At 66.8% G+C, this 23,576-nt stretch carries 24 protein-coding genes and 1 tRNA gene; 7 read left to right on the top strand and 18 right to left on the bottom strand.

The genetic code is table 11. The features are described 5' to 3' along the window. The first annotated feature begins 29 nt into the window (after positions 1-29). Positions 30-1,253, top strand: a complete 1,224-nt coding sequence (locus ACW7GZ_RS03145; protein WP_457007772.1) for a CaiB/BaiF CoA transferase family protein — start codon at positions 30-32, stop codon at positions 1,251-1,253. A 17-nt stretch (positions 1,254-1,270) separates the two neighbouring features. Here the strand turns inward: ACW7GZ_RS03145 and ACW7GZ_RS03140 are convergent, their stop codons facing one another. The 14 genes from ACW7GZ_RS03140 to ACW7GZ_RS03075 form a co-directional block, all read right to left on the bottom strand. After that, entirely contained in the window at positions 1,271-1,918 is a 648-nt protein-coding gene (locus ACW7GZ_RS03140; protein WP_457007770.1) for a GntR family transcriptional regulator, read from the bottom strand. Positions 1,919-1,998: 80 nt separating this feature from the next. Further along, positions 1,999-2,814: an HpcH/HpaI aldolase/citrate lyase family protein gene (locus ACW7GZ_RS03135; protein WP_457007768.1), complete on the bottom strand. Its 816-nt coding sequence runs from the start codon at positions 2,812-2,814 to the stop codon at positions 1,999-2,001. 10 nt (positions 2,815-2,824) lie between these two features. Further along, a complete protein-coding gene (locus ACW7GZ_RS03130) occupies positions 2,825-3,409 on the bottom strand; it encodes a cysteine hydrolase (protein WP_457007766.1) in 585 nt (194 codons plus the stop codon). Between the two features lie 52 nt (positions 3,410-3,461). Beyond that, positions 3,462-4,667 (bottom strand): CaiB/BaiF CoA transferase family protein, encoded by a 1,206-nt coding sequence (locus ACW7GZ_RS03125; RefSeq protein ID WP_457007764.1) that lies wholly within the window; start codon positions 4,665-4,667, stop codon positions 3,462-3,464. Continuing rightward, positions 4,664-5,839, bottom strand: a complete 1,176-nt coding sequence (locus ACW7GZ_RS03120) for a CoA transferase (RefSeq protein WP_457007762.1) — start codon at positions 5,837-5,839, stop codon at positions 4,664-4,666. Before ACW7GZ_RS03120 ends, ACW7GZ_RS03125 begins: the two co-directional genes overlap by 4 nt. 34 nt (positions 5,840-5,873) lie before the next feature. Then, a complete protein-coding gene (locus tag ACW7GZ_RS03115) occupies positions 5,874-7,082 on the bottom strand; it encodes an FAS1-like dehydratase domain-containing protein (RefSeq protein ID WP_457007760.1) in 1,209 nt (402 codons plus the stop codon). A gap of 115 nt (positions 7,083-7,197) precedes the next feature. After that, positions 7,198-8,124 (bottom strand): SMP-30/gluconolactonase/LRE family protein, encoded by a 927-nt coding sequence (locus tag ACW7GZ_RS03110; protein WP_457007758.1) that lies wholly within the window; start codon positions 8,122-8,124, stop codon positions 7,198-7,200. After that, a complete protein-coding gene (locus ACW7GZ_RS03105; protein ID WP_457007756.1) occupies positions 8,121-9,047 on the bottom strand; it encodes an NAD(P)-dependent oxidoreductase in 927 nt (308 codons plus the stop codon). Before ACW7GZ_RS03105 ends, ACW7GZ_RS03110 begins: the two co-directional genes overlap by 4 nt. A gap of 11 nt (positions 9,048-9,058) precedes the next feature. Next, positions 9,059-9,805 carry an SDR family NAD(P)-dependent oxidoreductase gene (locus ACW7GZ_RS03100; protein WP_457007754.1) on the bottom strand — a complete coding sequence of 249 codons (747 nt, stop codon included), beginning with the start codon at positions 9,803-9,805 and terminating at the stop codon, positions 9,059-9,061. Positions 9,806-9,853: 48 nt separating this feature from the next. Continuing rightward, on the bottom strand, positions 9,854-10,696 hold the full coding sequence (locus ACW7GZ_RS03095) for an FAS1-like dehydratase domain-containing protein (RefSeq protein ID WP_457007752.1): 843 nt from the start codon (positions 10,694-10,696) through the stop codon (positions 9,854-9,856). Further along, positions 10,693-11,649, bottom strand: a complete 957-nt coding sequence (locus ACW7GZ_RS03090) for an electron transfer flavoprotein subunit alpha/FixB family protein (RefSeq protein ID WP_457007750.1) — start codon at positions 11,647-11,649, stop codon at positions 10,693-10,695. The genes ACW7GZ_RS03095 and ACW7GZ_RS03090 overlap by 4 nt, the downstream gene beginning before the upstream one ends. Then, on the bottom strand, positions 11,649-12,389 hold the full coding sequence (locus ACW7GZ_RS03085) for an electron transfer flavoprotein subunit beta/FixA family protein (RefSeq protein WP_457002794.1): 741 nt from the start codon (positions 12,387-12,389) through the stop codon (positions 11,649-11,651). Before ACW7GZ_RS03085 ends, ACW7GZ_RS03090 begins: the two co-directional genes overlap by 1 nt. A gap of 47 nt (positions 12,390-12,436) precedes the next feature. Beyond that, complete coding sequence (locus tag ACW7GZ_RS03080) at positions 12,437-13,414, bottom strand: NAD(P)H-dependent flavin oxidoreductase (protein WP_457007748.1); 978 nt, start codon at positions 13,412-13,414, stop codon at positions 12,437-12,439. A gap of 4 nt (positions 13,415-13,418) precedes the next feature. Further along, positions 13,419-14,603: an acetyl-CoA C-acetyltransferase gene (locus ACW7GZ_RS03075; protein WP_457007746.1), complete on the bottom strand. Its 1,185-nt coding sequence runs from the start codon at positions 14,601-14,603 to the stop codon at positions 13,419-13,421. A gap of 276 nt (positions 14,604-14,879) precedes the next feature. On the opposite strand from ACW7GZ_RS03075, the gene ACW7GZ_RS03070 reads away from it, so the two are divergent. Continuing rightward, complete coding sequence (locus ACW7GZ_RS03070) at positions 14,880-15,686, top strand: enoyl-CoA hydratase/isomerase family protein (RefSeq protein WP_457001017.1); 807 nt, start codon at positions 14,880-14,882, stop codon at positions 15,684-15,686. A gap of 56 nt (positions 15,687-15,742) precedes the next feature. Here ACW7GZ_RS03070 and ACW7GZ_RS03065 read toward each other — a convergent pair whose 3' ends face one another. Genes ACW7GZ_RS03065 through ACW7GZ_RS03055 form a run of 3 tightly spaced genes read right to left on the bottom strand, consistent with a single transcriptional unit; the run spans position 15,743 to position 18,917 of the window. Next, on the bottom strand, positions 15,743-16,873 hold the full coding sequence (locus ACW7GZ_RS03065) for an acyl-CoA dehydrogenase family protein (protein WP_457007744.1): 1,131 nt from the start codon (positions 16,871-16,873) through the stop codon (positions 15,743-15,745). Continuing rightward, the gene (locus ACW7GZ_RS03060; RefSeq protein ID WP_457001021.1) at positions 16,870-17,793 is read right to left on the bottom strand and encodes an acyl-CoA dehydrogenase family protein; all 924 of its coding nucleotides are present in this window, start codon (positions 17,791-17,793) and stop codon (positions 16,870-16,872) included. The genes ACW7GZ_RS03065 and ACW7GZ_RS03060 overlap by 4 nt, the downstream gene beginning before the upstream one ends. After that, complete coding sequence (locus ACW7GZ_RS03055; RefSeq protein ID WP_457001023.1) at positions 17,790-18,917, bottom strand: acyl-CoA dehydrogenase family protein; 1,128 nt, start codon at positions 18,915-18,917, stop codon at positions 17,790-17,792. Before ACW7GZ_RS03055 ends, ACW7GZ_RS03060 begins: the two co-directional genes overlap by 4 nt. Before the next feature lie 274 nt (positions 18,918-19,191). Here ACW7GZ_RS03055 and ACW7GZ_RS03050 point away from each other — a divergent pair, with 274 nt between their 5' ends. Both ACW7GZ_RS03050 and ACW7GZ_RS03045 read left to right on the top strand, forming a co-directional pair. Further along, complete coding sequence (locus tag ACW7GZ_RS03050) at positions 19,192-20,160, top strand: acyl-CoA dehydrogenase family protein (RefSeq protein WP_457007742.1); 969 nt, start codon at positions 19,192-19,194, stop codon at positions 20,158-20,160. A 13-nt stretch (positions 20,161-20,173) separates the two neighbouring features. Beyond that, positions 20,174-21,652, top strand: a complete 1,479-nt coding sequence (locus ACW7GZ_RS03045) for an NAD-dependent succinate-semialdehyde dehydrogenase (RefSeq protein ID WP_457001027.1) — start codon at positions 20,174-20,176, stop codon at positions 21,650-21,652. 252 nt (positions 21,653-21,904) lie between these two features. On the opposite strand, the gene ACW7GZ_RS03040 is transcribed toward ACW7GZ_RS03045, so the two are convergent. After that, a tRNA-Met gene (locus ACW7GZ_RS03040) sits at positions 21,905-21,981 on the bottom strand. A 155-nt stretch (positions 21,982-22,136) separates the two neighbouring features. On the opposite strand from ACW7GZ_RS03040, the gene ACW7GZ_RS03035 reads away from it, so the two are divergent. From ACW7GZ_RS03035 to bfr, 3 genes are all read left to right on the top strand, one after another. Further along, a complete protein-coding gene (locus ACW7GZ_RS03035) occupies positions 22,137-22,706 on the top strand; it encodes an RNA pyrophosphohydrolase (protein WP_457001029.1) in 570 nt (189 codons plus the stop codon). A gap of 55 nt (positions 22,707-22,761) precedes the next feature. Beyond that, entirely contained in the window at positions 22,762-22,968 is a 207-nt protein-coding gene (locus tag ACW7GZ_RS03030; RefSeq protein ID WP_457002796.1) for a (2Fe-2S)-binding protein, read from the top strand. Positions 22,969-23,089: 121 nt separating this feature from the next. After that, on the top strand, positions 23,090-23,560 hold the full coding sequence (gene bfr / locus ACW7GZ_RS03025) for a bacterioferritin (protein WP_457001031.1): 471 nt from the start codon (positions 23,090-23,092) through the stop codon (positions 23,558-23,560). Positions 23,561-23,576 lie beyond the last annotated feature (16 nt).

Below are 23,576 nucleotides of genomic sequence, written 5' to 3'. Positions count from 1 at the left end.
GCGCATATCAATCGAGGTCAAAGCCCTACATGTCGAATCAACCCCTGTCCGGTCGCCGCGTCATCGAACTCGGCACGATGATCGCTGCGCCCTTCGCGACGCACCTGCTCTCACAGCTTGGCGCCGAGGTGATCAAGGTGGAGCCCCCCACCGGGGACACGACCCGTGCCCTGGTGCGCGGTGGCCCGAGCGGGACCTTCATCGCGTACAACCATGGTAAGAGGAGCATCTCGATCGATCTTGCGTCGACGGAAGGGCTTGATGTGTTCCGGCAGCTGGTTGCCAGTGCCGATGTCGTCATCCACAACCTGTCACCGTCTGCGGCCCGCAAGCTGCGGATCACCGCGGACGACCTCGCCGACGTCAATCCGCAGCTCGTCTACTGCCATATCCGCGGCTATGGGGAAGGGCCGCAGCACGATGACCTGGCAACCAATCCCGTTGCGGAAGCGTCCACCGGTGTGATGGACGACCATCGGGTCGATGGTCGCCCGAGCAGGTTGGGACCGTCGTACCACGACCAGTTCGCGGGGGCATACGCGGTCATCCGCATCCTTTCAACGATGCTTTTGCCGCAGCCGTTGCCTGCATCGGAGCGCTATATCGAAATCGGTCTCTACGAGACGGGCCTGCACGTGGCCGGACGTGACCTGGCCGGCGTGCAGATCAAGACGCAGCTGCTGGGCAGGCCGGAAAAGGAAGCGGGAGGCGAATTCGCGATGCCGGGGTACGGTGCCTACCAGACATCCGATGGCCGTTGGCTCTACCTGCTGGTGCTGACCGACGCGCACTGGAAGAAGCTGTCGCAAGGGCTGGCCATGCCCGAATCGGAGGACCCTGCGCTTGATCGCCTGAGGGAGCGCAAGAAGCAGCGGGAACGCGTCGAGAAGGCGATACGCGATGCGATGTCCAGCCGATCCTTCGAGGAAGTCGTGCCGTTGCTGCGCGCATCGGGGCTGGGCTTCACCGAGGTACTGCCGCTTGAGCGCGTACTGGAGGCTCCCCAGGCCCGATACCCGGGCAAGCTGCGGGCACTCGACTTCCATGGCCTGCAATTCGAGGTTCCCGAGTTTCCCGGAACCAGCGGTGCGGCCGGCGGACTTCCGCCGCCGCATCTGGGCGAGCACACGAGGGAACTGCTGGCATCGCTGGGCATCAGTGATGAGAACGCGGCCAAACTCCTGGAGGGCGGCGCCGTCCATGTCGCAGGCGAGGACGAGCTGACCTGGCACAGGCCCACGCCACAGGCCTGAGCGCCGCGCGTCAGCAGTCAGGTGGTTTCAGCCCTGAGGACGTTCCAGCCGGACTCGATGTGCGTCTGCATGGCCAGGATGGCGGCCGGGATGTCACGCGCGGCAATGGCATCGAGGATCGCGCGGTGCTCCTGGGCCGCGTGTTGGCCGCGGCCATCGGCCGCGTTGATCACGTCGAACGGGTAGCGTGCCCAGAGGATCTGCACGAAATGCAGGGTATGGGGCATTTCGGCGATGTCGTAGAGGCGCCGGTGCAGGCGGTAGTTGATTCCGCGGGCCACGGCCCGGTCCCCGCTTGCGAAGGCCCGGTCGAACTGGGCTTCCAAGGCCTGCAGCTCTTCGATGTCCTGGGCGGTGATCTTCTCGATGGCGCCCCGGACCAGCTGCGCTTCGAGCAGCAGACGCAGCTGCAGGATTTCGCCGGACGCGTCCGGGTCAAACGGCATGACCCTGGCGCCGCGGTAAGAGTCGCGGCTGACGTAGCCTTCCGCTTCAAGCAGCTTCAGCGCTTCGCGGACCGGCGTGATGCTCAGGTTCAACTGCTCGGCAAGCTCCGCCTGCTTGAGCCTGGATCCGCGCGGATAGGCACCGGAGATGATGCCTTCGCGCAGGAAGTCGGCGACTTGCTCTTCCTTGGTGCGGTAGTCCATCGTCGAAGTAGGCAAGAGGGGAGCCTGGAACAAGTTGTCAACAGCGAGTGTAGCGCCGCCGGGGGCGGGGGCCAATGAGCCCCCTTGCGATCGAGTCAGCAGGTGCTTTCGGCCGCGTCTGCGAGGATGGTCCGGGCCTGTTCGACCACCGGTTTGTCGATCATCTTTCCATCGACCGTTGTCGCACCGCCGTCGCTGGCCTCGATGGCCGCCAGCACGCGCTGCGCCCAGTCGACGTCGTGGCTGGTGGGCATAAAAGCGGTGTTCACCGCCAGCACCTGGCGGGGGTGGATGCAGAGCTTTCCGCCAAAGCCGAGCTGGCGGGAGCGCAGCGCGTCGGTGCGGATGCCGGACTCGTCGTCGAGGCTGGTACTTACGCCGTCAAGGGGCGCAGCAAGACCGGCGAAGCAGGACTCCAGCACGATCGCGCTGCGCACGGAAGTCATCGCGTCGCCGATATCCTGAATTCCACTTTCCGCGGCGAAGTCGATGCTTCCGAATGCGATCCGCTGCACGCCGTGGCTGGCGGCGATCCGGGGCAGCTCCTTGTAGCCGCGCACCGTTTCCACCAGCGCGATCACTGGATACCCTGGAAGGGCCGCAATGGTGCGGGCGATGGAGTCGGCATCGGCCTTGGGCAGCATCACCGTGGTGCCCGGGCTCCGCGCAAGCATATCGATGTCGGCCGCGTGCCATGGCGTCTCGACGGCGTTCATGCGGACGATGCCGTCGCCATCCGATGCCAGCCATGCCGCCACGGCGTCGCGCGCGCGTGCTTTGTCGTCCGGCGACACGGCGTCTTCAAGATCGAGCACGACCGCGTGCGCGCCACTCGTGGCAGCCTTCGCGAACCGGTCGGGCCGATTGCCCGGGACAAAGAGCAGGCTGCGCACGCGCGCGATGGATTTCATCGCCGCACGCCTACTCGAAAACCACGTCGGCCGAACTCGTGAGGGTGCAGAACCGCTGGAAGCTCTTCACTGCGATCTCGTGTTCTTCCCGGGACATGCCGCAGCAGGCGTCCTCGACCACCACGATTTCGTAATCGCGGTCGTGGCCTTCGCGCACCACGGCCTGGACGACGGCGTTGGTCGATATCCCCGAACAGTAGATCCTTGTGATGCCGCGCGCGCTCAGGATCGCGTCCAGGCTGGTGCTGTAGAACGGGCTGACGCGGTGCTTGACGATGTCGAAGTCCTCCGCGCGCTGGCCGAGGTCGGGATGCGTCTGAGTACCCCATTCGCCGAGCTTGAAGATGCCATTTCGCTTCGCGCCGGAGAAGATCGGCGAGGCCGGCGGGCATTCGCGGTAGTCGGGGGAGAATCCGACGCGAACGAAGCCGACCGGGATGCCGGCCGCACGGGCCTTGTCGATGGCGATGCGCGTGTTTTCGACGGTGCGTCGCTCGCGTACCTGCTCACCATAGGCCGCCTTGCCGTTGGGGCCGTCGGCGTGGACCAGGTCGTTCATCATGTCGAGCACGAGGTAGATCGATTTCGTGGTCATAGGTTGGTTCCTTCTGCGGGATGAGGGGCGAGGCGCGTCACTGGCCCCGAACTCAGTAGATGATCTCTCGCTGCTCGAGGTCGGCACGCTGGCGTGAATCGAGTCCCAGCAGCTCACCATAGACACGGTCTTCGTCCTGCCCAAGCGCAGGTGTGCCGCGGCGGATGCCGACGTCACTGCTGTGCGAGAACCGGGCCGGTGGCCCGACCGCCAGGCGGGACGGGTTGGCCGGATCGTCGACGACGGTCAGCGTGCCCCGGCTGAGCAGGTGCGGATCGGCCGTGATGTCCTGCATGTTCCAGGACACGTGAGCCGGAACTCCCGCCTGCTGCAGGCGTTCGCACAGCACATCGGAGTCGTGGGCGCGAAGCCAGGTCGACAGCATTGCATCAAGCTGTTCCGCATGTGCGTGTCGCGCATGCGGCGAAGAAAAGCGCGGATCGTCTGCGAGCGCGTCCTGGCCCAGCACGCCGACCAGGGCGCACCATTCGGCGTCATCGCGCACCGCGATGGTGAGCCAGCGGTCGGGCACGTTGGTGGGATAGACACCGTGCGGCGCCATCGCCAGGTCGGCGTTGCCCGGACGTGTGGGCGTGCCGCCGGCGCTCGCCTGGACCAGCGCGTCGCCGATCATCGCGGAGGCCACGTCGCGTGCGGCGATGTCGATGTGCTGCGGCTGTCCGTTGAGGCGGCGCTGGTGCAGTGCCGCCATCAGCGCGACGGCGGCATGAAAGCCGGCGGAGTGGTCCATCACGTGGCGCATCTCCATCGGTGGGCCGTCGCTGTAACCGCTCATCCAGCCCAAGCCTCCCCAGGCACCGAACAGCGGTGCGTATCCGGCGAAGTGCGAGTCCGGGCCCGCTTGTCCTGATGACGACAGCGACAGCATCACGAGGTCCGGCTTCACCTGCAGCAGGGAGTCGAAGTCGAGGCCGAGCCGCTTCATGACGCCTGGGCGAAAGCTCTCGGCCGCGGCATCGCTGATCGAGACAAGTCGTTTTGCGAGCTCGACGCCCTCGGGCTTCTTCAGGTTGAGGCGGACCGAATGCTTGTTGGAGGCGACCTGGTCGAAGGTCGCCGCCGTCATGCGCCCGTAGACCGCATGTGGCTTGCGGAACGCATCCGGACGCACGGCGCTTTCAATCTTGATGCACTCGGCTCCGAGCTGTGAGAGCAGATGGGTGCAGAACGGTCCCGCAGCGTGGATGGTGAAGTCCGCGATGCGGATGCCGGCAAGGGGTGCGGTGGCGGTGTTCAAGGCCGGGCCTCTTCTTTGCTCCGCGGGCGGGCATCGTCGAGTCGGGGCGCGGCTTTCCCGGGGTGCAGCGGGGACAGGCGGAAGCGGTAGGGTGCGACCAGCACGCTCGCGGCCGGGCCATGCTCCGATGCCAGTGGCGCGAACAGGCCGCGCGACTTCTCGTGCTCGCCGTGGATCACCTCGTGCGGCGTGCGGTACTTGGCCGCAGGCACGCCCAAGCGTTGGGCGTTGCGGACGATGTCGTCGACGTCGTGGACCGCCATCCATGCGCGGATATGGCGGTTGATTTCGGCGCCGCGTCGGCTGCGCTCCAGTCCGTCATCCAGCACGGGATCGGTTGCCCACTCCGGACTGCCGAGCAATTCGACCAGGCCATTCCACTGCCGGTCCTCGAGCGTGAGCAATTCGATGAAGCCGTCGCGGGCCTCGAACACGCCGCCGTATTTGAAACTGCGCGAAGCGCGGTGTTCCAGCGAACCATCGCCCAGCCGCTGCAGTGCGAAGGCGCCGCACAGCAGCATGGCGTCCTGCACCGACACATCGACCTGCTGGCCGCCGTGCGCAGGCCTTGCCCACCATGCGGCCAGGGCCGAGAGCGCCGCCGCGCATCCGCCCTGGTAGCTGGCGAAATGACCATAGATCTTCAGTGGCGCGCGGTCGGGGAACAGCTCGTTGGAAAGCCCGTTGGGAAGCAGGAAGCCCTCGCCGCTGGCGTGCACGAGGTTGATCTCCTCGCCGCGCCAGCCGGCCTTCGGACCGGTCGCGCCGAATGGCAGGACGCTGGCGTGGATAAGGGAGGGAAAGCGCGCCGCGATCGCCTGGGCCGACCAGTCCGTGGACGCACGCTCATTGACGGGCGTGTCGTCGATCAGGATGTCTGCGCGCGCGAGTTCATGCTCCACGTCACGAGCGTCGTCGCTGGCAGGATCAAACGCCAGGCTGCGCTTGCCGCAGGCGAGGTAGGTGAACAACGCGCTTTCACCATTCTCGCCAGGCAGGAACGGCGGGGCGGCGCGCAGCACCGACCCGCCCGGTGGCTCCAGCATCAGCACGTCCGCACCCAGGGTGGCGAGCAGGCGGCCTGCATACGCGCCCGCCACCGTGCGTGCGCGCTCGATGACCCTGCAGCCCGCCAACGGGAGCGGAGTCGCCCCGTTGGTGGTCCTGTCCATCGCTGCTGTTGCGTTCAAGTCGACCTCGCCCGGCTCAGCGCGTGACCGGGAGTTCGAGGTCGCAGCCGGAGCCGTCGATGAACGCTGGCAGGTTGACGTCGCGCGAAGGCAGCGCGACGGTGGCCAGGCCGGGAGTGGTCACTTCGCCGCGCTGGTTCTCGGCCGCGATCTCGATATCCACCAGAGGCGTGTTGTCCTTGACGTACTTCTTGACGACCGTGCCCTTGCAGAACGTGGTGTCGCCCATGATGTTGAAGCGGCGCATCTGGGTGCGGATGCGCTTGATGCAGCCGGCATCGCCCATCCAGTTGGTGACCAGCGTGCACATCCAGGCCGAGCGCTGCGGGCCGTAGTCGTAAGTGCCGGGAACGCCGACTTCCTTGGCGGTGGATTCGCGGTGGTGGCCGATGCCGGTGTACTCCACGCCGCCGCCCGCCTCGGGGTTGCGGAAGAAGTGACCCGGATGCTTGACGGCCGCCTGCAGCACGACGCCGTGGGTATGGCCGCGGCCGCAGCCGACCAGGAAGCCCATGGTGTCCATCAGCGACAGCGGGCCGCGCGCGATGGTCGGCAGTTCCTCGCCCACCTCCACGTCCTCCCAGTAGCGGGTGTGTTCGCCGCGGATGTTCTTCGGCTCGTCGAGCACCATCCGGTCGATGCGATCGTGCTCTTCGTCGGTGTACTGGTGGGTTTCGATTTCCTTGTACTTGCCGGCGTCCTTGGCGGCCTTGCGCTCGTGGCGCGTGCAGGTGCCGAGGGCGCGTGCCACCAGCTCGCTGCGCTGGTTGTAGTAGCAGGCCTCGACGTACTGGAGGACGAGGCGGCCGGAAAACTTGCTTTGCTTTTCCTCCACGCCGACCACGCGCTCGATGGCGGTGATGCGGTCGCCCGGACGCACGTGGCGGAAGAGCTCCCAGTCGTTGCCGGCGTAGAAGCCGTGGACGCCGGGCAGGCCCCAGCGCGTGCGGCCAAGCCAGCCGAACGCCATCGGGAAGTTGGGGTGGGCAATCATGCTGCCGTAGCGGCTTGCCGGACCGTAGCCCGGATCCCGGTAGAGCGGGTTCAGGTCGCCGATGCCGTTGCACCAGTTGCGCAGGGTGTCGGCGGTGGCGTCCTGGAGATAGGGCCCCTCGGGGCGCAGCTGCAGCCCGATCATGGCCCTGGCGGCGGCGATTGCCTCGTCGGTGATCAAGCCCTGTGCCGGCGCTGCGCCGACGTCTCCCTTCTGGTTCTCGGTATTCATGCTGTGCTCCGGTGTGCGTAAATAATGTTTAATGCAGAATGCATTCTTTTGAAATGGCAGTCAAACGTCGTGGAACCTGTAGATCCCGTGGATCCGGTGACCTGCTGTCCGGACTTCAGGTTTGAAGCCGCAGGCCGGGCCGTGGCCAGGGCACGGCCATGAGTTGCCCGTATCCGGACAGCGTGATGAAGGCCGTCCGGAGGTCCGGGCCACCGAAACACAGGTTGGTGCAGTAGCCCTCGGGTGCGCGATGGAACTCGAGCAATTCGCCGGATGGCGAGAACACGCTGATGCCGCCGCTGACCAGGGTCGCGACGCAGATGTTGCCGCTCTCCTCGACGGCCAAGGAGTCGAAGCGCTGGTAGCCGGGCAGGCCATGATGCAGCTGGCCGCCATTCGGCGACGGCCAGGGCGCCAGGGCGATGCGGCCGGGTTCGGTGACGGGATAGCGCCAGAGACGGCTGGTTTCGGTCTCGGAGACGTACAGCGTTTGCCCATCGGGCGAGAGCCCGACCCCGTTGGGGGTGAGCAGGTGCTGTGCCGCGCGGTGGATCGTGCCCGTGTCGGGGCGGGCGTAAAGCAGCGAGCCGGTCATCAATCGATCGTCGAACTTCTTGCCGAAATCGGTGAACCAGAACCCGCCGGTGGCGTCGAACACGATGTCGTTCGGGCCGTGCAGGGGGACGCCGTCGCAGTGTGTGAAGACCGTCTCGACGGCGCCCGTCGACAAGTCGACACGCTGGATGCTGCCGCCTCTGTAGTCGGCGGCGGGACCGGTGGGACGGGAGAAGCCGTCGTCGCTGCGCCAGCTGAAGCCGCCGTTGTTGCAGACATAACAGTGACCATCCGGCCCGATGGCGGCGCCGTTCGGGCCGCCGCCAAGCTCCGCCACGACGTGCTGCGAGCCGTCGGCCGCGATGCGCAGCAACCGCGCGCCCTTGATCTCCGCGACCAGCACGCTGCCGTCGGACAAGGCGATCGGTCCTTCAGGGAAGTGCAGTCCGGAGGCGATGACCTTGCCCTGCAATTCAAACTGTTTCATGACGTCTTGCCGTCCGCTTCAGGTGCAAGCGCAATGTCTCGATCGACGACCTCGATCACGGATGGGTAATAGCGACCGGCCCAGCCGCTTTCCGCGGCAGCGGCGTAGTAGCGTTCCGCCAGCTGCGTGACGCGGGCGGACACGCCGACGCTGGCCGCGAGCTCAAGGGCATAGCCCAGGTCCTTCAGCGCGTACTCGGGAGGGAAGGACTTCTCGGGGAAGTCGCGCGGCAGCATCGATTTGCGGCCGTGGTTGCGCAGCGCAAAGCTGTCGCCGGAGCCCTTGGACACCGCGTCGAGCAGCGTGGCCGGCTGCACCCCGGCGCGCTGCCCGACCACCATCATCTCGGCCAGCGCCAGCGTGTTCTCGAACACGAGCGCATTGTTGATCAGCTTCACCACCTGGCCGCAGCCGACTTCGCCACAGTGGGTGATGTCGGTGCCGATGTAATGAAGGAGCGGTTCGATGCGGGCAAACAATGCATGGGTCGCGCCGACCATCACACTCAGTTCGCCGCGCTGTGCCGCTTCCCGCGTCCTCGCCACTGGCGCATCGCTGAATTCGATATCCAGCAAGAACAGCCGCCCGGCAACGCTCCGTGCGAGATCGACGGGGGTGGTGCTGAGGTCGACAATCATGGCCGGCCTGCGCTCTCCCGACGTGAGACCACCGTCGCCGAAGCAGACGCGCTCCACCTGGGGCCCGCCGGGCAGCGAGAGAAACACGATGTCGGCGCGAGCGGCCACATCCGCCACCGATGCGGCCCGTGTTGCATCCGTGCCATCAAGCGCCGCGAATGCAGCCGCAACAGCGTCGTACGCGACCACTTCGCCGTTGTGCTTGAGTGCGATGTTCCGGCACATCGCGCCGCCCATGACGCCGAGGCCCACGAAGCCGATGACCGGTGCCTGTGTGTTTGCCATGCGAGCCTCCTTCAATCCATCCACATGCCGCCGCTGACATCCAGCGATGTGCCTGTGATCCAGTTCGATGCGGAGGAACAGAGGAACAATGCGGCCTGCGCGATGTCCTCTGCTGTGCCGTAACGGCCGAGAGGCACCGTGGTGTTGGCCGATGGCGTGGCGTTGCCGGCATTGACGGTGGCCCACATCGCGGTTTCCACCGGGCCGGGTGCAAGGGTGTTGGCGTAGACGCCGTGCGGTCCCCCGGCCTTAGCCATCCAACGGACCATGCCGTGGACCGCGGATTTGGCAGCAACATAGGCCGGTCCGGACGACACGCCGCCGTTCTTGGCGGCGATCGAACCGGCGGCGAGGATCTTGCCGTAGCCGCGTTCGCACATGATCGGAAACAGCTTGCGCGCAGGGTTCACGACGCCGCGCACGTTGACGGCGAACATCGCGTCCCACTCCTCGTCGCTGCTTTCGGCCAGCGGCGTCCGGGCGATGATGCCGGCGCACAGCACCAGGATGTCGATCCTGCCATGGCGTACGAGCACGTCGTCAACGACCCGGTCGGTGTCGGCGCGGGAGGTGACATCGTAGGGGAGGTATTCGATGCCCTCGCCGAGGTCGACGTCATCGCCGATGTCGGTGCCGACGACGTGTGCGCCGGCGGCAAGGAACGTGTTGGACACTGCGCGGCCCATGCCGCCTGCCGCGCCGGTGATCAGCGCGACCTGCCCTTCAAGTCCGGGAGGGCCGCTCGGATGTTGTGCCATGGTCTTGTCTTCTTCAATGGGGAACGGAGCGAGCGGGCAGGTGGCCGGTCATCGCAGGCGCGCGACAGCCGACATCGCCAGCTCGCCGGCGGGACCGCGGGCCCAGACTTCAAGCGTGTCCGCGTCCTGCTCGCGGGCTTCCAGGCGGAAAGGGCGGTTCGCGAACAGGGGTGCGACGCCGCGGAAGTCGAACTCTGCAAGCGGCCGGCCGCCGTGTTCACGCGCGAACATCTGCAGTAGGGTCGCGGTAAGCGGGCCGTGCACGACAAGGCAGGGGTAGCCCTCCTCGTCGCGTGCATAGGTTTCGTCGTAGTGGATGCGATGGCCGTTGAAGGTCAGTGCCGAATAGCGGAACAGCAGGGTCGTGTCGGCGACCTCGTCGCGCACCCACTGCGGCTCGGCCGGGTGGCGCGCGGGTGGCGGTGGGGGAGCAGCGCCCGGTGGCGTGGGTTCGCGGTAGACGATGTCCTGTTCCTCGACGATGCAGGGTGTCCTGCCGTGCGAGGTGGTGTGTTCGACCGTCACGAAGCACAGCGCGCCGCGCTTGCCGGATTTGTTCTCGACCTTGAGGATCCGGCTGCGTCGGGTGGCCTCGGCATCCACCGGCAGATCGTGCAGGTAGCGAATGCGGCTGCCGGCCCACATGCGCCGGGGAAGCGCTACCGGTGGAAGGAAGCCGCCGCGCGCCGGATGCCCGTCGACGCCGAGTTCACCGCGCCGCGCCGCGGGGTTGAAGAACAGCCAATGCCAACCAGGCGGAACGGGTTCACCCGGAGCGGGTGTCGCGTCGAGATCGAGCGTCGCGGCCATGGCAGCAATGGTCGAAGCATGCAGGCGATCGTTGCGGCTTTCCTCGCGACCGACCCAGGATTCAAAGGTTTGCGTGCTCATGCGGTCTGCGTCTCCTGAAGCGAACGTTCGAGGTCCGGCAACACGGTGAACAGATCACCCACCAGCCCGATGTCCGCCACTTCGAAGATCGGCGCGTCCGGATCCTTGTTGATCGCGACGATGGTGCGGGCATCCTTGATGCCGGTGAGGTGCTGGATCGCACCGCTGATGCCCACGGCCACGTACAGCTCCGGGGCGATGATCTTGCCGGTCTGGCCGACCTGCAGGTCGCTGCCGACATAGCCGGCATCGACCGCGGCGCGAGAGGCTCCGACGGCGGCGCCAAGGCGGTCGGCAAGCGACTGGATCAGGGCAAACTTTTCCGCGCTGCCAAGTGCGCGACCGCCCGATACCACACGGTTCGCGCTCTGCAGGTCGGGCCGGTCGCCATTGGCGGCGCTGCGCTGGATGAAACGGGTATGCGCAGGCAGGTCGACATCCAGGGTCACCGTTTCAATCGTGGCCTGGCCGCCGTCGCCCGCCGCTTGGAACGAGGCCAGGCGCACGGTGGCGACCACGATCCCGTCCTGCGGCGCCTCGACGGTGATGATGGCGTTGCCGGCGTAGATCGGGCGGCGGAAGCGCCAGGGCGACTCCACCGCCATGATGTCGCTGAGCTGGCCGACGCCAAGCAGGGCGGCCACGCGCGGCAGCAGGTCCTTGCCGAAGGTGCTTGATGGCGCGAAGACGTGCGTGTATCCGCCAGCGAGTGCGGCAATCTGTGGCGCGAGCGTTGCGGCCAACGGCTCCGCGTTGGCGGGCTTGTTCACGCACAGCACGCGGGAGACTCCGTGCAGCGCTGCGGCCTGTGCCGCAACGGCGGCGCTGTCAGCCGCCAGCACGACGACATCGATCCGTGCGCCATCTATCGCGGCGGCGCAGGTTACGGCCCGCGCAGTGGACGGGTTGAGTCGGCCGCCGGCGTGTTCGGCGACGATCAGCACCGCGGCCATCACAGCACGCCCCTCTGCGTGAGCGCGTCGACGAGTTCAGCGACGTCCTTGACCATCACGCCCTTGGTGCGGACGGCGGGCGGCTCGAACTTCAGCGTGGTGAACCGTGGTGCGACATCGATGCCGAGATCGGCGAGCGCGATGATGTCGAGCGGCTTGCGCTTCGCCTTCATGATGTCGGGCAGCTTCACGAAGCGCGGCTCGTTGAGGCGCAGGTCCGCGGTGATCACCGCCGGCAGGTCGATCTCGAGCGTTTCCAGTCCGGCGTCGACCTCGCGGGTCACGCGCGCAGAGTCACCTGCAAGCTCGACTTTCGAGGCGAACGTCGCCTGCGGGCGCTCCCACAGCGCCGCGAGCATCTGCCCGGCCTGGCCGTTGTCGTCGTCAATGCCCTGTTTGCCGAGCAATACGATGCGTGGGGTTTCGCGTTCCACCAGCTTGAGGAAGACCCGCGCCGCAACAAGCGGTTCGACCGCCGCTTCGGACTGCACGAGGATCGCGCGGTCGGCGCCCATCGCCAGGCCGGTGCGCAACTGTTGCTGGGCGTCTTCCGGGCCGATGCTCGCGACCACGACTTCACTGGCCTCGCCGCGTTCGCGGATGCGAAGCGCTTCTTCGAGTGCGATCTCGTCGAATGGATTGATGCCCATTTTGACGCCCTGCGTGACGACGCCGCTGCCGTCGGGTTTGACGTTGATGCGGACGTTGAAGTCCACCACGCGCTTAAGGCCTACCAGGATCGTGCTCAAAGTAGTCTCTTCATTTGAGTTGTCGGGCTCACTGCGCTTCAGTCCAGGAGTGCGCGCAGGTCGTGTTCGATGATCCGGCGCGCGTCGCCGATGATCTGCGCCATCAGCCCTGCGACGCTGGGGACGTCATGGATCAGCCCCTGCGACTGCCCGGCCCAGACCAGGCCGGCGTCGAGGTTTCCGGTTTCCAGCAACTCGCGCCCGCGCGCACCGCGCACGAGATGGGCGACGTCTTCGAACTTCGCGCCCGCCCTGTCGAGCAGTTGCACCACTTCATCGGACACGCTGTTCTTGCCGACGCGCGCGGTGTTGTGCAGGTTGCGGAAGATCAGGTTGGTGGCACGTTCATCGTTGCCGACCAGGAACTGTTTGACGTTGTCGTGGATCGGTGCTTCCCGGGTGGCACAGAAGCGCGTGCCCATGTTGATGCCTTGGGCACCCAGCGCCAGCGCGGCCACCAGGCCTCGGCCGTCGGCAAACCCACCCGAAGCAATCACCGGGATCTCGAGCTTGTCCACCGCAGCGGGAATCAGCACCAGGCCCGGCACGTCGTCCTCGCCGGGATGGCCGGCGCACTCGAAGCCGTCGATCGATATCACGTCCACGCCCATGCGCTGCGCGGACAGCGCGTGACGCACCGAGGTGCACTTGTGGATCAAGACGATGCCGTTTGCCTTGAAGTGCGCGACGTGCTCCTGCGGCTTGGAGCCGGCGGTCTCGACCACCTTCACTCCGCTGTCGATGATCGCCTGCCGATACTCGGCATAGGGCGGCGGGGTCATCGTCGGCAGGATGGTGAGGTTCACGCCGAACGGCTTGTCGGTCATTCCGCGGCAACGCGCGATTTCCTGCGCCAGCGCTTCGGGCGTCGGCTGCGTCAGCGCGGTGAGGATGCCGAGGCCGCCGGCATTGGACACGGCCGACGCGAGCTCGGCTCGCCCGACCCACTGCATGCCGCCCTGGACGATTGGGTGCTCGATGCCGAGCAGGCGGGTGAACGGTGTGCTGATCGCCATGGTCTCAGAGCGCCTCGATGATGGTGACGTTGGCCAGGCCGCCGCCCTCGCACATCGTCTGCAGGCCATAGCGCTTGCCGCGCGCGCGCAATGCGTGGACGAGGGTGGTCATCAGCTTCGCACCGGTGGCACCGAGCGGATGGCCGAGGGCGATTCCGCCGCCGTTGACGTTGAGGCGATCGGGATCGGCGTCCAGTGCGTCCTGCCAGGCGAGAACCACCGAGGCGAAGGCTTCGTTGACCTCGTACAGATCGATCGCATCCAGCGACAGGCCGCTGCGCTCGAGTGCACGGCGGGTCGCGGGGATGGGCGCTTCGAGCATGATCACCGGATCGCCACCGAGGACGGTCATGTGGTGCACGCGCGCCAGCGGGGTGAGTCCGTGGGTCTTCAGTGCGCGCTCGTTGACCACCAGCAGGCCGGCCGCTCCGTCGCACATCTGGCTGGCGTTGGCGGCGGTGATGATCCCGCCTTCTTCGATCGGCTTGACCGCCGAGATGCCTTCGAAGGAGGCATTGAAGCGGATGCCCTCGTCGGTGATGTGGAGTTCGCCGTCGCTTCCGGAAACGGGAACGATCTCGTCGACGAATGCGTCGGCTTCGACTGCGTTGGCCGCGCGCTGATGGCTGCGCAGGGCGTAGTCATCGAGTTGCCTGCGGCAGAGGCCGTACTTTTCGGCCATCATGCGCGCGCCGGTGAACTGGCTGAATTCCGTCACGCCATGGCGTTGCTGGATGCGGTCGCTCCAGGGCCCACCGAAGCCGGCTTCCGCCGCCAACCGCGTCGGCGCGCCCATCGGTACGCGGGTCATGCTTTCCACCCCGGCCGCGATCACGATGTCCTGGGTGCCGGACATGACCGCTTGCGCTGCGAAATGCAGCGCCTGCTGCGAGGAACCGCATTGGCGGTCGATGGTTACCGCCGGCACGCTGTCGGGCAGATTGGACGCGAGTACCGCGTTGCGCCCGACGTGGAAGCTCTGCTCACCCACCTGGCTGACGCAGCCGAGCACCACGTCATCCACGGCAGCCGGGTCGATGCCGCTCCGGTCGACGAGGGCATTGAGCACCTCGGCCGCAAGATCGGCTGGATGCCATCCGGCGAGCTGGCCCTTGCGGCGACCGCCGGCGGTGCGCAGGGCCTGGACGATATAGGCATCGTGCATGGTGTTGCGGTTCCCTCGTGTCATTTCGTTCCTGAATTCAAGCTAGCACCGCGATTTCACGACGTGCTTGACAGATTGCGACAGCATCCACGCTGCACGCGCCGACAGCAGGACTCGCCGGTTCCCACGGCAGCCCCTTCCGGTCGCGCTGCATCTGCAGGTTGTCGCCAGAGGTCCCGCATCGCGTGTGCCGATATGGCAACGTCGATCCACCATCCGTATCAGTGACTCTCCTGGAAGCCCTCAGGAGCCCGCGCACCGAGTCGCAACTGCCCATGACGATGGCCTGAGAGAGTCAGGATGAACGAACCGACCCCGCTGCAATTCGATCTCGAAGACGGCATCGCCACGCTTGTCCTCGATCGCCCCCATGAAGGCAACGCCTTGACCCCGGCCCTGCTGGTCATGCTGGAAGAGGCCTGGGACCGTATCGAACGTGACAATGCGATCCGCGTGGCCATCATCACCGGCGCGGGCGCGCGGCACTTCTGCACAGGCGCTTCGACATCGGTGCTGCAGGTGGGCGAGGGCACGCTACACAACAGGCCGAACGCGCAGGTGAACCGGTTTTCATCGCGGATGTGCGGTGTGACCAAACCGGTGATCTGCGCAGTGAACGGACTGGTGAATGGTGGCGGCCTGCACTTCGTGGCCGACAGCGACATCGTCATCTCCAGCGCGCATGCGATGTTCATGGATTCACACGTCAGCGTGGGCCAGGTCTCCGGTCTGGAATCGGTCGGCATTGCGCGCCGTGCCGGTCTTGGCGCGGCCCTGCTGATGGGACTTGTCGGGCGCAGCTACCGCATGCCGGCCGAGCGGGCACATCAACTCGGCATGGTCGACCTGCTTGAGCCGGGACCTGCAGAAACGCTGGCGCGTGCGCGCGAACTGGCGCGGGCCATCGCCACCAATTCGCCCCAGGCCCTGGCGCTGACCAAGCGCGCGATCTGGGCGTCCACCGAACTGTCCGACCCGGCCGCGCATGACCATGGCTGGGAGCTGCTGAAGTCGCACTGGTCGCACCCGGACTTCGAGGAGGGGCCGAAGGCCTTCGCCGAGAAGCGCGCGCCACGCTGGAACCCGGACCCGAACGCACGCCGCTGAGCGTGCCCGCATCCGGCGGCCGGGCGGCGTCGCCGATACCGGACAGCTGCAACTTTTTACCGGCGCGGCTCTTTCGGCAGGCCCAGCACCCGCTCGGCGATGATGTTGCGCTGGATCTCCGCGGCGCCGCCGGCAATGGTTTCGGAGAAGGCATGCATATAGCCGTAGCCCCAGCCGTGGCCCCCGACGACCTGCGGCGCGTCGATGCCGTAAAGCTCGATGGCCGCCGTGCTCACCCGCTGCGTGAATTCGGCGAAGCCAAGACGGATCATCGAACCGCTGGCGTCCGGCACGCCGTGCTCGGAATCAAGTGCGAAGCGATAGGTCGAGGCCAGGATTGCCTGGCCCTCCGCACGCAGCTGCGCCAGGGTGGCGCGCATCACCGGGCGGCTATCCGGGCAGTCGGCCAGCAGGTCGTCCACGTGCGAGACCGTTTCGATCAACAGCGCCAGCGTTGCCGTGCCGCGCTCGAAGCTGAGCGTCGACATGGCCGTGGCCCAGCCGTTGTCCAGCCCGCCAACGATGTTTGAAAGCGGCACGCGCACGTTGTCGTAGAACACCTCGCAGAAGCTCTGCGTGCCGGCCATGGTCCGGATCGGACGCACGGTGATGCCGGGTACGTCCATGGGTACGATCACCCACGACAGCGCGGCGGAGTTCTTCGCTTCGGGATCAGTGCGGACCAGCATTTCCTGCCAGTCGGCGATATCGGCGTAGCTCGACCAGATCTTCTGGCCGTCGATGACCAGTTCATCACCCTCGATGCGCCCGCGGGTACGCACGTTGCCGAGGTCGGATCCGGCACCCGGCTCGGAGAAGCCCTGGCACCAGATCACTTCGCCGCCGAGGATCTTGGGCAGGTGGAAGGCTTTCTGCTCCGGCGAACCACAGGCGATCAGCGTCGGTCCGGCATGGTTGAGGCCCACGAAGCCGGCGCCCAATGGTGATGGCGCACGTGCCCGCGCACATTCCTCGAACCAGATGATCTGTTCGTGGATCGACAGGCCCTGTCCACCGGCTTCCGTCGGCCACGACAGTCCGGCCCAGCCGCCTTCGGCCTGGGTGCGCTGCCAGGCAAGCACGTACGCGCGCGCGGCCAGGCCATCGTGTGGTGCGGGGTCACAAGGCACATGGGCCTCGAGCCAGGCGCGTGCGCGCATGCGGAAGGGGTTGTGATCGTTGCTCATGTGGTGGCGTCCGGCCATGCGTGGGCGGCGGCCGCGCGCGCTTGCGCGCCGCTGCCGCCGAGTTCCCCTGCCAGCGCCCGCAGCCGGTAGGTCCAGAGGTGGAGCGGGTATTCCAGCGTCAGCCCCATTGCCCCGCTGAACTGGTGCAGGTCATAGGTGGTCTGGGCAATGCGCGCCTGTGCGAAAGCCGCGGCCTGCGCCGCGTCGCCTTCGTCGTCCGACCAAGCGGCGCGCAGCGCCAGCCAGCGACATGACTCCGTGGTTTCACAGGCCATCGCGAGCCGGTGCTGGATCGCCTGGAACGAACCCAGCGGCCGCCCGAAGGCCTTGCGATCCTTCACGTGCTCGACGATCAGCGCCAGCGCGCCGGCCATGCAGCCAGCGGCCTCGGCAGCGATCGCGATGCGCCAGCGTCGACGCAGCGCGGCGACGTCGGTGATCTTCCAGCTGCGCAGGCCGTCGATCGAATCGAGGCGGCCATAGGGATAGGCGAAGAGGCTGTCGACTGGCTGCACGCGCGCCGGATCGACCTCGATCGCCAGTGCATGCGTGCCGAGGTCGGCGACGAGCACGCGGGCCCTGGTCAGGAAACGCGCTGGCCGCGTCGGGTCGCCGCTCACCAGTGCCAGCGGACGCAGCCCCCGGGGCAGGCCGATCGCGGGCGCGACCAGCGCCGTGTGCGCGGCTTCGACGATGTGCTGTGAGCGCGCGAGCCGTTCGCAAAGCAGGGCGGCATCGAGCGGTCCGAAACCATCTTCGCGCGCAATGTCGAGAAAGCCCGAATCGGCCAGCGCGGCATCAAGCGTGTCGCTGTAGGGCGCGATGACCGGCTCGGTATGCGCCTGCAGCGGCAGGCCCTCGAGCAGGCGCTCGACCTCGCCGATGACGGCGGCCTGGTCGTCACTCGGTTCGAAGTTCATCGCGGGCCGCGCTCCGAGGGAAGATCGAGCCAGCGGCGTGCGATCAGGTTGAGCTGGATTTCCGCCGCGCCGGAGGCAACGCCGGCGGCGATCGCGCGCTGGTGGTGGGCGACTTGCACGGGGTCGTCGCCGAGCAGTCCTTCGGGAAGGATCTCGGTGAGGAAGTCATTGACGCCGTTGTCGGCCAGCACCACCGCCCAGCGCGCGATCGCGCCATAGGCGTCGGCGGCAAGGCCTCGTGCCTTGCCATCCACGATGCGGTAGACCAACAGCCGCGCGGCTTCGCACAGCATCAGCGCGCGCCCGGCCTTTTCCTGCACCGACGGGTCCTGCCAGCGGCTATCCGCCTTCAGTCGTGCCACCGCGCGGTCGAGCATGCGTCGCGAGAACTCGTAGCGGGCGATGCCGACGCGCTCGTTCTGCAGCGCGTAGCTGATGATCTCCCAGGCCTGGCCTTCTTCGCCGAGGCGCTCTTCGGCCGGCACGAACACGTCGTCGAAAAACACCTCATGGATGTCGCCTTCGCCGATCAGGGCGGGAATCTGCTTGACCTGGATGCCTGGCGCGCGCATGTCGGTGAGCAGGATCACGATGCCGGCCTTGCCCTCGGCGCCACCCTCGGCGGCGGGCACGCGCGCCAGCAGGAAGCAGGTGTCGGCATGGCCGGCATAGGAGGTCCAGATCTTCGCGCCGCTGACGCGGTAGCCACCGTCAACAGGCACTGCCCGGGTGCGCAGCGCGGCGAGGTCGGAGCCGGCGGAAGGTTCGGAAAAACCTTGGCACCAGATCGCCTGGCCGCTGCGGATGGGTGGCAGGTACTTGTCCTGCTGCACCGGCGTGCCGAAGCGCATGAGTACCGGACCGATCCAGTTGACGTTCATGTACTGCGGCCCGCGCGGCTCGCCCGCGGCCCACATCTCTTCGCCCAGGATGAACTGCTGCCAGACGTCCGCGTCCTCGCCACCAAACCCGCGGGGCCAGTGCGGCACCAGCAGGCCTTCGCCGTCCAGCACCGGACAGAACGTGCGCGAATAGTCCGTCTGTTCGTCGCTGCCGGGGCCGTGCATCGAAATCCGCTCCCAGTCGGGTGGAAGCAGGCGCTGCAGCACGCCGCGAACGCGCATGCGATGCGCTTGTTCCCCGGTCGACCATCCGAACTCCACGTGCCCCGTTCTCCCGTGCCGCGCTCGGCACCGACATTGCGTTGGCACAGCATCGAATATCGGGCCGTTTGTCGCCTTGATACGCTGCGACGCAATGTTTGCGTCTGGCGTCAGGCTGGCCGGCTTTGACCAGCGGCGACGCTTTCTTTGCGCAGTGCGTCAATCGCGGCCTGGCCCATTGCGCGGTTCCAGGTGGCAGGGATGATGGCGCCATGAGGGACTGTCGGGGATATCCGTGAACGAGGCGCTTCGCTACCACCCATGCATCGAGCAGCGCGCGATCGCCGACGCGTTCAACGTTTCCCTGCGCGCGCTGCTGCCGTTGGAGCGGATCCATGGCGCGCGCGAAGAAGACACGGACACATGGGCGAAGCTCGACGACATCGGCCTGTTTTCAATCGCGCTGCCCGAAGAAGCGGGCGGCAGCGGACTTGGCGCCGCGGAAGAGGCCCTGATCGCGATCGAGCTCGGGCGCTGCCTTGCCGCGCCATCGGTCCTGGCCACCATCGGCGCGACGCATGCGCCTGCAAGCGTCGGGAGCGACGCAGCCATGCGCACGGCGGCGGGATATCGCAGCGGCGAGCGCTGTATCGTCGTCGCCGACCCGCTGGCCCAGCGCCTGCTTCTGCGTGACGCCGGTGAAGCTTGGTTGTGTGCCGGACATGCCGCGGGCGAGGTGGTCGACGACGGACTCTGGCATGCGCGGCTGGAGTCGGGCGCCTCGCCCGGAGCGGATGCGGTGCGATTCGATGCGGCCGGAATCCTGCGGCTGCGCCTCAATGATGCCGCTGTACTGGCCGGTATCGCTGCGCTGGCACTTGAGATGGCCGTGGCCTATGCAAAGGAGCGCCGCCAGTTCGGGCGCCCGATCGGCAGCTTCCAGGCGATCAAGCACCACTGCGCCAACATGGCGATTGCCGCGCGCAACGCCGCCGACCAGGTCGGGTTTGCCGCGGTCGCAATCGACGAAGGGCGCGCCGATGCCATGCTGCAGGTCGATTGCGCGCTGCTTGTCGCAGGCGCGGCGGCGCTGGGCAACGGCGCGACCAATATCCAGGTCCATGGCGGCATCGGATTCAGCGAAGAGGCCAATCCGCATGTACTGCTCAAGCGCAGCCAACTGCTGGTCACGATCTCGGGCGGCCTGGAAGCGGCGCGCGCACGGATTGGCATGGCCAGCGGGGAGTGGCCGGGTGCGTTCTGACAGGAGTACCGACATGGCAGACGATGACTTCCTTTCCACGCTGGCGCGTCCGGCGCTGTTCCGGGAAGCGAACCATATCGGCGGGCAGTGGATCGAAGCCGGTGACGGAAAGACCATCGAGGTCACCAATCCGGCGACGGGCAGGGTGCTCGGACACGTGCCGTCGCTGGGTGCCCGCGATACTGCGCGCGCCATCGCCGCGGCAAAGGCGGCCGGGCCGGCATGGCGCGCACTGACCGCGAAGCAGCGCGCGGTACCGCTGCGCCGGCTGTTCGAACTGATGATGGCGCACCAGGAGGATCTCGCCCGGATCATGACCGCCGAGCAGGGCAAGCCGCTGGCCGAAAGCCGCGGCGAGATCGCCTATGCCGCCGGCTTCATCGAATGGTTCGCCGAAGAAGGCAAGCGCATTTACGGCGACACCATTCCCGAGCACCTGCCTGGCCGCCGCATCATCGTGCGTAAGGAGCCGATCGGCGTGTTCGCCGCGATCACGCCGTGGAATTTCCCGGCGGCGATGATCACCCGCAAGGCCGGTGCCGGCTGGGCGGCCGGGTGTACCGGCGTGCTGCGGCCGGCAAGCCAGACGCCGTTCTCAGCGATCGCACTGGCGGTGTTGGCCGAAGAAGCCGGCCTGCCCCCGGGCGTGTGCAACGTGATAACCGGACCCGGCAGCGAGATCGGTGGCGAGATGACCTCGAATCCCGATGTGCGCAAGCTGTCATTCACCGGAAGCACCGAAGTGGGCGCGTTGCTGATCGCCCAGTGCGCACCGACGGTCAAAAAGACCGGAATGGAACTGGGCGGCAATGCGCCCTTCATCGTCTTTGATGACGCAGACCTCGACGCCGCGGTGCAGGGCGCGCTGGCCTCCAAGTTCCGCAACGCGGGGCAGACCTGCGTCTGCGCAAACCGGCTGCTGGTGCAGGACGGCGTGTACGACGCCTTCGCCGCGAAGCTTGAAGCCGCGGTGTCCGCGCTGGAGGTCGGCGACGGGTTCGCGGACGGCGTGCAGATCGGCCCGCTGATCGACGCCGCGGCGGTGCGCAAGGCGCAGGAGCACGTGGACGACGCGGTCTCGAATGGCGCCAAGGTTTTGACCGGTGGCGGTGCGCATGCGCTGGGCGGAAACTTCTTCGCACCGACCGTGCTCACCGGCGTGACGCGCGAGGCGCGGATATTCTCCGAGGAAACCTTCGGCCCGGTGGCACCGCTGTTCCGCTTCTCGACCGAGGCCGAGGCCATCGGGATGGCGAACGACACAGAGTTCGGCCTGGCGTCCTACTTCTACAGTCGTGACATCGGGCGCGTGATGCGCGTCGCGGAGGCGCTTGAGTACGGCATCGTCGGCATCAACGAAGGACTGGTCTCGACCGAGGTCGCACCCTTCGGCGGCATGAAGTCGTCGGGCCTCGGCCGCGAAGGCTCGAAGTACGGCATCGAGGACTACCTGGAGATCAAGTATCTCTGCCTGGGTGGCCTGGACGCCTGATCCTGAACTCTTCCGTGTATCGCTTGCTGCTCATGGCCACTCCCGCTGTTGCCGTGGATCATGGCTGCGAGGTGTCTATGAAACACGGAGCGATTCAACCGGGCACAGGCCGTTTTCGGGTCGCGGTGGGTCCGGACAGCAAGAGCCTTCGACGGGCGACCCCCGCATTTCTCGGACCCTGGATTTGGGCACAAAAAAACCCGCTTGGAAGGCGGGGTCTTGTGCGCAATCAATTGATTTTGCGGTGAAATCTGGTGGCTATGGGTGGACTCGAACCACCGACCCCAGCATTATGAGTGCTGTGCTCTAACCAGCTGAGCTACATAGCCATGGTGCCCGCACGCGTTGCGCGGCGAGCCCGCAATTGTCCACCCGCCCGGCATCCGCGTCAAATCCCCCGGCCCGGCTTGTCCCCTCCGGCGCCCCGTGGCAGAGTCGGACGCAGTGACGCTGCAGGCGTCGAAAGACCTCAGGAGTCCGCATCGTGATCGATCCGGACGGCTATAGACCCAATGTCGGCATCGTTCTGATGCATCCGGATGGCCGCGTGTTCTGGGCGCGCCGGGTGCGCCGTGACGGCTGGCAGTTCCCGCAGGGCGGGATGAATTCCGACGAGACCCCGCTCGAGGCAATGTACCGGGAGCTCGCGGAAGAGACCGGGCTGGAGGCCCGCCACGTCGACGTGCTGGGCGCAACGCCCGGCTGGCTGCGCTACCGGTTGCCGCCGCGTGCGATCCGTCGCAACGACCGGCTGGTGTGCATCGGACAGAAGCAGGTCTGGTACCTGCTGCGCTTCACCGGAGCCGACGTCGACCTGCGCCTGGACCTGACCGACACGCCGGAGTTCGACCACTGGCGCTGGGTCGATTTCTGGTACCCGCTCGAACACGTGGTGAACTTCAAGCGCGGGGTCTATACGCGGGCGCTGCAACATCTGGCGCCGTTCGCGCGGCAGGTGGCGGGGCCCGGGGCGGTGCCGACGATCAGCCTGGAAACCCAGCGCGGGCGCGGGCGTCCGGTGCCCATGACGAGAACGCGCCTCGTTCAGGATTGACAATCATTCTCATATGGAACGACAATCGGTTCGTCCCATGAACCGTGAGTCCGCCGTGTACGTCTGTGTCTGCAACGGGGTTACCGACCACCAGATTCGCGAGGCCGCCGCCGCAGGCTGCGGCAGCATGACCGAGCTCACCATGCGTACCGGCGCCGGCGCCTGCTGCGGCAGCTGCGTGGATACCGCGGTGGCGCTGCTGGAAGACGAGGCCGCTTCGCGCAGGGGCCTGCAGATCTTGCCGCTGGCCAACGCGGCCTGAGGCGCGCGCATCGGACCCACCTGGATGAAGGTGGGGATGATCACGATTCGCGTTCCGGCATGTGGGGATCGTTGGCGCTAGAGTCGTCAGGATCCTTCCCCACGCCAGCCGGAGACATGCCATGAAGGGCGACCCCAAGGTCATCGAGTTCCTCAACAAGGCGCTCTACAACGAACTCACCGCGATCAACCAGTACTTCCTGCACGCAAAGATGCTGAAGAACTGGGGCCTCGAAGACCTCGCCAAGCACGAGTACGAGGAATCGATCGACGAGATGAAGCACGCCGACCAGCTGGCGGACCGCATCCTGTTCCTCGAAGGGCTGCCGAACTTCCAGGCGCTGGGCAAGCTGCGCGTGGGCGAGTCGCCGCGCGAGATCCTGGAGTGCGACCTGGCGCTTGAACTCGACGGCCTGCCGCTGCTGCGCGAGGCGATCGAGTACTGCGACAGCATCAAGGACTACACCAGCGGCCGGCTGTTCAAGGACATCCTTGATTCCGAGGAAGAGCACGTCGACTGGATCGAGACCCAGCTCGACCTGATCAACCGCGTGGGCGAGCAGAATTACCTGCAGTCGAAGATGGGCAGCTGATCGCAGCTATAGCTGC

The sequence above is a fragment of the Luteimonas sp. A537 genome, assembly GCF_054052065.1.
Note: the sequence above shows the minus strand (reverse complement) of the source record. Positions and strands in the feature narration are given on the sequence as shown.

Coding starts and splice junctions, on each gene's coding strand:
- ACW7GZ_RS03145 (WP_457007772.1), top strand. CDS start 30: ATGTCGAATCAACCCCTGTCCGGTCGCCGCGTCATCGAACTCGGCACG.
- ACW7GZ_RS03135 (WP_457007768.1), bottom strand. CDS start 2,814: ATGAAATCCATCGCGCGCGTGCGCAGCCTGCTCTTTGTCCCGGGCAAT.
- ACW7GZ_RS03130 (WP_457007766.1), bottom strand. CDS start 3,409: ATGACCACGAAATCGATCTACCTCGTGCTCGACATGATGAACGACCTG.
- ACW7GZ_RS03120 (WP_457007762.1), bottom strand. CDS start 5,839: ATGGACAGGACCACCAACGGGGCGACTCCGCTCCCGTTGGCGGGCTGC.
- ACW7GZ_RS03115 (WP_457007760.1), bottom strand. CDS start 7,082: ATGAATACCGAGAACCAGAAGGGAGACGTCGGCGCAGCGCCGGCACAG.
- ACW7GZ_RS03110 (WP_457007758.1), bottom strand. CDS start 8,124: ATGAAACAGTTTGAATTGCAGGGCAAGGTCATCGCCTCCGGACTGCAC.
- ACW7GZ_RS03105 (WP_457007756.1), bottom strand. CDS start 9,047: ATGGCAAACACACAGGCACCGGTCATCGGCTTCGTGGGCCTCGGCGTC.
- ACW7GZ_RS03100 (WP_457007754.1), bottom strand. CDS start 9,805: ATGGCACAACATCCGAGCGGCCCTCCCGGACTTGAAGGGCAGGTCGCG.
- ACW7GZ_RS03095 (WP_457007752.1), bottom strand. CDS start 10,696: ATGAGCACGCAAACCTTTGAATCCTGGGTCGGTCGCGAGGAAAGCCGC.
- ACW7GZ_RS03090 (WP_457007750.1), bottom strand. CDS start 11,649: ATGGCCGCGGTGCTGATCGTCGCCGAACACGCCGGCGGCCGACTCAAC.
- ACW7GZ_RS03080 (WP_457007748.1), bottom strand. CDS start 13,414: ATGGCGATCAGCACACCGTTCACCCGCCTGCTCGGCATCGAGCACCCA.
- ACW7GZ_RS03075 (WP_457007746.1), bottom strand. CDS start 14,603: ATGACACGAGGGAACCGCAACACCATGCACGATGCCTATATCGTCCAG.
- ACW7GZ_RS03070 (WP_457001017.1), top strand. CDS start 14,880: ATGAACGAACCGACCCCGCTGCAATTCGATCTCGAAGACGGCATCGCC.
- ACW7GZ_RS03065 (WP_457007744.1), bottom strand. CDS start 16,873: ATGAGCAACGATCACAACCCCTTCCGCATGCGCGCACGCGCCTGGCTC.
- ACW7GZ_RS03060 (WP_457001021.1), bottom strand. CDS start 17,793: ATGAACTTCGAACCGAGTGACGACCAGGCCGCCGTCATCGGCGAGGTC.
- ACW7GZ_RS03055 (WP_457001023.1), bottom strand. CDS start 18,917: ATGCGCGTTCGCGGCGTGCTGCAGCGCCTGCTTCCACCCGACTGGGAG.
- ACW7GZ_RS03045 (WP_457001027.1), top strand. CDS start 20,174: ATGGCAGACGATGACTTCCTTTCCACGCTGGCGCGTCCGGCGCTGTTC.
- bfr (WP_457001031.1), top strand. CDS start 23,090: ATGAAGGGCGACCCCAAGGTCATCGAGTTCCTCAACAAGGCGCTCTAC.